The organism is Vibrio sp. 10N.261.46.A3 (genome assembly GCF_041472995.1).
GTDB lineage: Bacteria > Pseudomonadota > Gammaproteobacteria > Enterobacterales > Vibrionaceae > Vibrio > Vibrio coralliirubri.
The window spans coordinates 1-262 of record NZ_JBFRRH010000198.1; the positions used below are offsets into that span (position 1 = coordinate 1).

Genomic DNA, 262 nt, shown 5'->3' on the forward strand with positions numbered 1-262 from the left:
GAGTACCCACACAGATTGATTAGGTTTAGAAAAGTTAAGAGACGATATTGGGTCTGTAGCTCAGCTGGTTAGAGCGCTCGCCTGATAAGCGGGAGGTCGGTGGTTCAAGTCCACTCAGACCCACCAATATCGACCTAGATGGGGCTATAGCTCAGCTGGGAGAGCGCCTGCCTTGCACGCAGGAGGTCTGCGGTTCGATCCCGCATAGCTCCACCATCTTTAAGTATTCTCTTAAGAGAGTCTTTAAAAATGGTTCATTTTA

General features: G+C 48.9%; 2 tRNA genes. Both read left to right on the forward strand.

The annotated features are described in order from the left end of the window. The first annotated feature begins 49 nt into the window (after positions 1-49). A tRNA-Ile gene (locus AB4484_RS26625) sits at positions 50-126 on the forward strand. Between the two features lie 14 nt (positions 127-140). Beyond that, a tRNA-Ala gene (locus tag AB4484_RS26630) sits at positions 141-216 on the forward strand. The last annotated feature ends 46 nt before the right edge of the window (positions 217-262 follow it).